Annotated in this window: 7 protein-coding genes and 3 tRNA genes; 8 read left to right on the top strand and 2 right to left on the bottom strand. The window is 47.3% G+C overall.

Going from position 1 to position 7,227, the window contains the following annotated elements; all coding sequences use genetic code 11:
• Positions 1–26: 26 nt before the first annotated feature.
• Together msrB and Q0238_RS06295 are read left to right on the top strand one after the other, a co-directional pair.
• Positions 27–1,094, top strand: coding sequence for a peptide-methionine (R)-S-oxide reductase MsrB (msrB, locus tag Q0238_RS06300; RefSeq protein ID WP_297944064.1), 1,068 nt, complete (start codon positions 27–29; stop codon positions 1,092–1,094).
• A 1,097-nt stretch (positions 1,095–2,191) separates the two neighbouring features.
• Positions 2,192–2,350: a hypothetical protein gene (locus Q0238_RS06295; RefSeq protein WP_297944059.1), complete on the top strand. Its 159-nt coding sequence runs from the start codon at positions 2,192–2,194 to the stop codon at positions 2,348–2,350.
• 65 nt (positions 2,351–2,415) lie between these two features.
• Here Q0238_RS06295 and Q0238_RS06290 read toward each other — a convergent pair whose 3' ends face one another.
• Both Q0238_RS06290 and Q0238_RS06285 read right to left on the bottom strand, forming a co-directional pair.
• The gene (locus tag Q0238_RS06290; RefSeq protein ID WP_297944056.1) at positions 2,416–2,658 is read right to left on the bottom strand and encodes a hypothetical protein; all 243 of its coding nucleotides are present in this window, start codon (positions 2,656–2,658) and stop codon (positions 2,416–2,418) included.
• Positions 2,659–2,817: 159 nt separating this feature from the next.
• Positions 2,818–3,441, bottom strand: coding sequence for a hypothetical protein (locus tag Q0238_RS06285; protein WP_297944054.1), 624 nt, complete (start codon positions 3,439–3,441; stop codon positions 2,818–2,820).
• A 384-nt stretch (positions 3,442–3,825) separates the two neighbouring features.
• On the opposite strand from Q0238_RS06285, the gene Q0238_RS06280 reads away from it, so the two are divergent.
• The 6 genes from Q0238_RS06280 (at position 3,826) to Q0238_RS06255 (ending at position 7,226) form a co-directional block, all read left to right on the top strand.
• Positions 3,826–3,902 (top strand) — tRNA-Arg (locus Q0238_RS06280).
• Between the two features lie 64 nt (positions 3,903–3,966).
• Complete coding sequence (locus Q0238_RS06275) at positions 3,967–4,959, top strand: agmatine deiminase family protein (RefSeq protein ID WP_297944052.1); 993 nt, start codon at positions 3,967–3,969, stop codon at positions 4,957–4,959.
• A 20-nt stretch (positions 4,960–4,979) separates the two neighbouring features.
• A complete protein-coding gene (locus Q0238_RS06270) occupies positions 4,980–6,170 on the top strand; it encodes a carbon-nitrogen hydrolase (RefSeq protein WP_297944049.1) in 1,191 nt (396 codons plus the stop codon).
• A 278-nt stretch (positions 6,171–6,448) separates the two neighbouring features.
• The gene (locus Q0238_RS06265) at positions 6,449–6,856 is read left to right on the top strand and encodes a prepilin-type N-terminal cleavage/methylation domain-containing protein (RefSeq protein ID WP_297923729.1); all 408 of its coding nucleotides are present in this window, start codon (positions 6,449–6,451) and stop codon (positions 6,854–6,856) included.
• Positions 6,857–7,035: 179 nt separating this feature from the next.
• Positions 7,036–7,110, top strand: a tRNA-Gln gene (locus tag Q0238_RS06260).
• Positions 7,111–7,151: 41 nt separating this feature from the next.
• Positions 7,152–7,226 (top strand) — tRNA-Met (locus tag Q0238_RS06255).
• The last annotated feature ends 1 nt before the right edge of the window (position 7,227 follow it).

Here is a 7,227-nt window from a genome sequence, read left to right as displayed (position 1 = left end):
GCAAAATTTAAAACGAAAGGATCAAAATGAAAATTTCTAAAGTTTTAATCTGCCTCTTTGCTTTGGCGGCGGGTTATTTAGTCGCGCTCAATGCCGCAGGCGGCGGTAGCTCGGCGGACGCAAATTTTAAAGTTAAAGGGGGCGGCATGAACGCAAACGTGAAAGAAATTTATCTGGCAGGCGGCTGCTTTTGGGGCATGGAGGCGTATTTCAAGCAGCTTGACGGCGTAGTCGCGACGCAGGTGGGCTACGCCAACGGCAAGAGCGATAAGGCAAGCTACGAAGGGCTACATAGCAGCGATCATGCCGAGACGCTACACTTAAAATACGACGCAAACGTCATCAGCGAGCCTGAAATTTTGGCGCATTATTTCCGCATCATCGATCCGTTCTCGATCGACAAGCAGGGGGGCGACCGCGGGCGCCAATACCGCACGGGCATATATTACGCCGATGAGGCGAGCGGCGAGCTCGCGCGCTTTTTCATAGCCGCGCAGCAGGCGAAATTTAAAGAAAAGATCGCCGTAGAAGTGGCGCCGCTAAGGAATTTCGTCCGCGCCGAGGAGTATCATCAGGACTATCTCGGTAAAAACCCCGGCGGATACTGCCACATCGATCTGCGCCTCGCTAAAAAGCCGCTTGAGGACGATGAGAAATTTAAAGTGCAAAGTAAGGATGAGCTGAAGAAAAATTTGACCGAGCTTCAGTATCAAGTCACGCAGGAAAAGGCGACCGAGCGGCCGTTTTCGAGCGAATACGACAAGAATTATAAAAAGGGCATCTACATCGACATCGTGTCGAAAAAGCCGCTTTTTTCATCCACCGATAAATTTGACGCGGGCTGCGGCTGGCCGAGCTTTTCAAAGCCGATAACGACCGATGCGATCGCCTATGCGCGAGACGACAGCCACGGTATGCAGCGCGTCGAGGTCTCAAGCCGCGTAGGAGGCAGCCACTTAGGACACGTCTTTGATGACGGGCCGAGAGAGAAGGGCGGTATGAGATACTGCATCAACGGCGCGAGTTTGAAATTTATCCCGCTTGAGGAGATGGATGCGCGTGGCTATGGGGATTATAAAATTTACGTAGAGTAAAGCGGCGGTTTCGGGACTAGCCTGCTTACCGGGCTGCTTCTAGTTTAGCTTGCGACCGAGCAGTTTCGGGATCGGCTTGCGGCTTGGGCGATTCCGAGGCTAGCCCGCTTGCTAGGCGGCTTTGGGATCGGCTTACGACCGGACGGCTTTGGGTTATGCTTACGGCTTGGATAGGTTCAGGACTAGCCTGTGGCGGGGCAGCTTGGATGCTGGTCTGTGACCGAGCGGTTTAGCGGCTCGGCTCGCAATTAGTCGGCAATTTGCGGTTAGATCGTCTAGCTCGTTAGCCCGTCTGCTTATTTGCGGATCAGTCCGCTCGGATTGCAATCAGTTGGGGATTTGCGGCTCGGTTCCCTCGGTTCGTTAGTCGGGCCCGCTCATTGTGGTGTACCAAGCGGTTTTGAAACCAAACCGACGACCGATCTGGTGCTTCCGCGGTTCGTCTGCTTCAGCGATCCCTTGATTTGACGACAGGTTTGTTTGCGACCGATCTTTTCGATTTTGCTAGATCGTTTGCTTCGGCGGGCTGCTGGTTTGTGGCCGGCTTGCTGCCGATCGGTCCTGTAATGAGCTCGTAACCGATCCCTGGGCTGGTCGGCGATCGGTCGGTGCAGCGGAATTTAAACAAAGCGGGGGCGGTTCATCCTCCGCCTTAGCGCTCGGCAAAATTTGTGCGATAGAATTTAAACGAGGCGAGGGCGGTTCCGAATAGAATTTAATAGAGTGCGGCTGCGGTCGCACCGCTGCCAAAAGAACGCGCCACGGAGAAGCCGTGCCGTGGATGGAATTTGAGCTCGCATTGCTTAAATTTCATCGCCGCAAGCCGTTTCGGTTTTGCGGTCGGTCGGCGGTTTGATGATTTATCGGCGGATAAATTTGCTTGGCGGCTACGGATGGAATTTTAAAATTCCAAATACGATAAAAATTTAGCGGTAGTGGAATTTTAAAAATTTATCGATACGGAATTTCATGCGGCGTAGCCGCAATAGAAAGAATTTAACGCGAGCGTAGCTTGCCCATATAGTGCTGTAGGGGGTTAGGCGGGGTTTGCGGACGAGCAGAGCAATGCAGCGCTGCGGAGGCGGCGCCCGAGAGAAATGCGACCTCGCAATTGGGGCCACTCCCGCCCCGATAGAAACGGAAATCACGGCATAAATTCCACAAGCCGTGGATTCGGCGATAAAATTTTGAAATTTTATCTATTAAAATATAATAAGCGTAGCGTGCTTAGCAAGAGGCGCAGTATAAAATTTTGAAATTCTACAACGAATAACGGCGTCTATGCAATGCCCGCTCTGTATCCGCGTCGCAAATTTTAAATTTAGGATAAAATTTTAATGGCTAGCCCCGCGCAAAATAGAAAAACTCCCGCATAGATCACTAAAAATGGCGCGATTATCGCATAATGGATGATGAACTCAAAGAAATTATATATTATGTGCTTGCTTTTGGGCTCTTTAAATTTTAATTCTAGCGGCTCGTTCGAATCAAACGGCGTATTGGATCGCAAGATGTGCTTTGGACTAAACATCCAGCGCACGAAGTCTATTTTATTGCGCTGCATATAGTCTTTGCCGATCCCCGCATACGCCGTTTATATAGCATGCAAAAGCCGCCGAAAAACAAAATAAGCCCGATGTCGATCAGCTATCCGCCATAGCGATCTTTCCTTTGCTTTTTAAATTTAGAAATTTAACCCGCCGTATTTGCTCTCGCCGTTTGCCTATTGAAATTCTAATTTTGCGGGATTGCACTCTTTATCGGCTTTGCAATCTTCTAACTTTTTGATCATCTCATTCAAATATTCTTTATTGTATGCCAAATCTCGAGCCATCGTCATATATTTAATTACCTCGTCTATGTCTAAATCATAGTAAAAATGAGCTCCTGCACAAAGTAAGCAAAAATCTTCTATTTTGCCCACTTCGCAAGCTCTTATTAATCGTTTTAATCCAATTGACGGTCTATTTGTTCTAAATAGAATTTCACTGGATAAACCGCACGCCAAGGAATTTTCAATTTGATCCTTTTCAAAGCAACTCCTATCCGCAATATTTAATAAATTTTGACAAGCGCTATATTTTCCATCGCCGAAACCGCACTCCTTTATAAGTCGTGAAATTTCCAATGAATAAATTTTATCGCAATAGTCATAGATATGGGAAGGTAGGCAGCGACCGACTGCATTCGCGTATTCTCTTGCGGACAGCTTAAAAAACTTATCGCTTAAAATTTTAACTCCCGCAGAATTTTGTCCTTGCACCTCGCTCGACTCCGTATCTTGCATCGCAAAAGCAGCTTCGCTAAAACCGAGCCACAGCACAAACGCCAAAAAGACTTTTTTCATTTTATCTCCCACGTTAATTTTATTACTTGCTTATGATACCTAAAAAGCGATAAATTTTATTTATTTTGCGTGGGATTTGGGCTGCAAAGTTGTAAAATTTTTAGGATATTTTAAATTTGGCTCGCGGAATTTTAAGTAGGATAAATTTTAAATTCCAAGATGCGAGCAGAATCCTTAGTTAAATTTCGGCACGATACAAGGTAAATTTGAGTAGGTTAAAATTCTTGCACGTTGGAATTTAAACGAAAAACTAGGCGTCGCGATCTGGCAAACACAAAAATGTAAAAAAATGTGAAGCTGAAATTTATCGCATGTCGAAATTTAAACCGTCTTTTTGGCTAAATTTAAGCTAAAAACGCTATAATCCCGTTTCTTTTATTTCGTGCGCTCGTAGCTCAGCTGGATAGAGCATTTGATTGCGGTTCAAAAGGTCGGGGATTCGAATTCCTCCGGGCGCACCATCCACAAATATCTTTTTAAACCGAGCTTCGCTATAATCCGTGAAATTTTAATCTTGGAGCAAAAATGAGAGCATTCGCCGAATGGGAGGAGCAAGAGGCGCTTTTGGTGTCTTTGCCGCACGCAGGTACCGACTGGGCGCCGTATTTAGGCGAGATACGGGCGGCTTACCGCGACTTTATCGCCGCCGCAGCGAGGTTTGAGCCGGTCGTCGCGATCGCGCCTAGCCGCGAGGATTTTGAGCAAATTTGCGACGGCTTAGCAAACGCGAGCTTCGTGCAAATCGATACTGACGATACGTGGATCCGCGATTACGGCGCGATCGACGTAGAGGAGGGCGGCAAAATCACGGGGCTAAATTTTCGTTTCAACGCCTGGGGCGGCAAGTTCGCAAGTGCTAAGGACGATGCGTTAAATTCTAAGCTTTACGCTGCGAGCGCTCGTCCGCTACGAGACATGGATCTGATCTTAGAAGGCGGCAGCGTCGATTTTGACGGCGCGGGCACGATGCTAACTACGAGCGCGTGTTTGCTAAACGAAAATCGCAACTCTCTAAGCAAGGCGGAGCTGGACGCGCGGCTGCGTGAAATTTTCGGGCTAAAAAAGATAATCTGGCTAGAGCGCGGCTTCATAAAAGGTGACGATACCGATAGCCACGTCGATACTCTTGCGCGCTTTTTAAACCCGCGCACTGTGGCTATTTCGTCGTGCGACGATCCTAGCGATCTGCACTATACGGAGCTTGGCGCGATGAGGAATGAAATTTTATCGCTCGGATACGACGTGATCGAACTGCCGATCCCGTGCGCGATCTTTTATCAGGGGCGCAGGCTGCCCGCGACTTACGCAAATTTCGTCTTTTTAAACGGCGCGCTCATCGTGCCCACCTACGCGGACCCCGCAGATCCGCACGATCCAAATCGCGCGGCGGACGAGCTGGCGCTGTCGCGTCTGCGTGCGGCGTGTGCGGATCGCGAAGTAGTGGGGGTGAATGCGCGCGTTTTCATCCGCCAAAACGGCTCGTTGCACTGTTCGTGCATGAATAAATTCAGGCTTTAAATTTAGACCTAAGGAACAATATGAAAATTTTAAAAGTTGGGCTGATTTCGCATAAATTTGAAGGTACCAAGGCGCGCACGATAGCGCATAGTATCGAGCTCATCGCGCGCGCAGCGACGAAGGGCGCGCAATTAATCGTTTTGCAAGAGCTTCATCAGACGCATTATTTTTGCCAGCGCGAAAATACCGAAAATTTTGATTACGCGCAGGATTTCGAGCGCGATTTGCGGCTGTGGAGCAAGGTGGCGAAGAGATTTGGCGTCGTGCTGGTAAGCTCGCTTTTCGAGCGCCGCGCCGCGGGGCTGTATCACAATACCGCCGTGGTCTTCGAGCGCGACGGCTCTATCGCGGGGCGGTATCGCAAGATGCATATCCCCGACGATCCGCAGTTTTACGAAAAATTTTATTTCACGCCGGGCGATCTGGGCTTTGAGCCCATAGATACGAGCGTGGGACGGCTCGGCGTGCTCGTGTGCTGGGATCAGTGGTATCCCGAGGCGGCGCGCGCGATGGCGCTACGGGGCGCCGAGCTGCTCATATATCCGACCGCGATCGGGTGGTTCGACGGCGACGGCGAGGACGAAAAAGCGCGTCAGCTGGAGGCTTGGGTCGCGGTACAGCGCGGGCATGCTGTAGCAAACTCCCTGCCCGTAATCGCCGTAAATCGCGTGGGCTTTGAGAGCGCCGCGCTTAGCGAAGTCTCGCCGGATGAAATTTTATCCGGAGGAAATGAAATTTCGGCAATAAGCGACGGCGGAGCAGCCAGCGATAAAATTTTACGCTCCGCGGATGCGAGCGACGATAGTAAAATTTTAAGCGAGGGCGGAATTTTATCTTTTAATAACGGGGCGCTAACGGATAGCGGTAAAATGGCGATCGGCGGCGAAATTTTGCCCGCGAAAAATGAGGTGGCGCGAGAGAATTTAAAGATCTCGATAGAGATCAAATTTAACGGCGAAACTTTAGAGGTACTGCCGAATAAACAGCGCGTAGAGCGGCTTGCCAGCGAAGAGGGGATTAGATTTTGGGGCAATAGCTTTGTTTTTGGCGCACAGGGCGAACAGCTGTTTCGCGCAAATAGCACCGATGAGCTATGTGAAGTCGTAACCATCGATATGCAAAGATGCGAAAATGTGCGCCGCTGGTGGCCGTTTCTGCGCGATAGATGTGTAGAGGAGTATGAAATTTTAACCAAGCGATACGGGCTGTAGTATCCTGTATCTCGAATAGACATATGGTTTATCGCGTGATGCACAAGAATGAAAGCAAATAATTTTTTATGGTATCAATGTGCAGAGGCGCCGCCGAAATGCATTAATAGACGAAATGAGCTTGAAATTTTGATTTTGAAATGCCTATAAAATCGGACTTTGTAAATAAATTGTAAAAAATTTGCCAAAAACTATTGACAATTTTTAAATTTTTCTCTATAATTACGCCAAGTTTCGCATATAGGTATGCGGAATGAATTTTATTTAAGGAGTAAACCATGAAAAAAGGTTTTACTATGATCGAGTTGATCTTTGTTATCGTTATTTTAGGTATTTTGGCAGCTGTTGCTATTCCAAGACTTGCAGCTACTCGTGATGATGCTGAGGTTTCTAAGGCAGCTTCTAACATTCAGACTATGGTAACAGATTTGGGTGCTTATTATACATCTCAAGGTAATTTTTCGACCGATGTTAGTGCTATGACAAATGTTGCTAATCCAGTAAAAGTTAAGTCATTAGAATGCTTTAAAGCTGTTGGTCCAAATAATGATACAATGTCTGTAACTGTTAATGATACTGGTTTATGCGGACAGGTTTGGGGCATGCCTGGTCTATCACAAATTAATGCCAGAATTAGTAAGGATACTGGTCTTAAGTTCGGTGGTAAAAACGTTAACTATAACTAATATTTTAGTGTAGATTTAGCTTTAAGGCTCTAGCTTTTGCTAGAGCCTTTTTTTATTTGTGTAAATATAAAATTTTGTATAATTTAATCTTTCTGAGAATTATTTATTAATTATTGGTATATTTAAAAATAATCTTGACTTTTAGTTACAGTTTTTGTATAATTAAAGTCTTTTTTTGATGGGGTATAGCCAAGCGGCAAGGCAATTGGTTTTGGTCCAATCATTCGGAGGTTCGAATCCTCCTACCCCATCCAATCGCGAATGCTGTTTTAAAATTCATTTGCGCTTCTTGTATCGCAGAGTAGAGCAGTGGTAGCTCGTCGGGCTCATAACCCGAAGGTCGGTGGTTCAAATCCACCCTCTGCAACCAA

It is taken from the genome of uncultured Campylobacter sp. (assembly GCF_938045775.1).
GTDB lineage: Bacteria > Campylobacterota > Campylobacteria > Campylobacterales > Campylobacteraceae > Campylobacter_B.
Note: the sequence above shows the minus strand (reverse complement) of the source record. Positions and strands in the feature narration are given on the sequence as shown.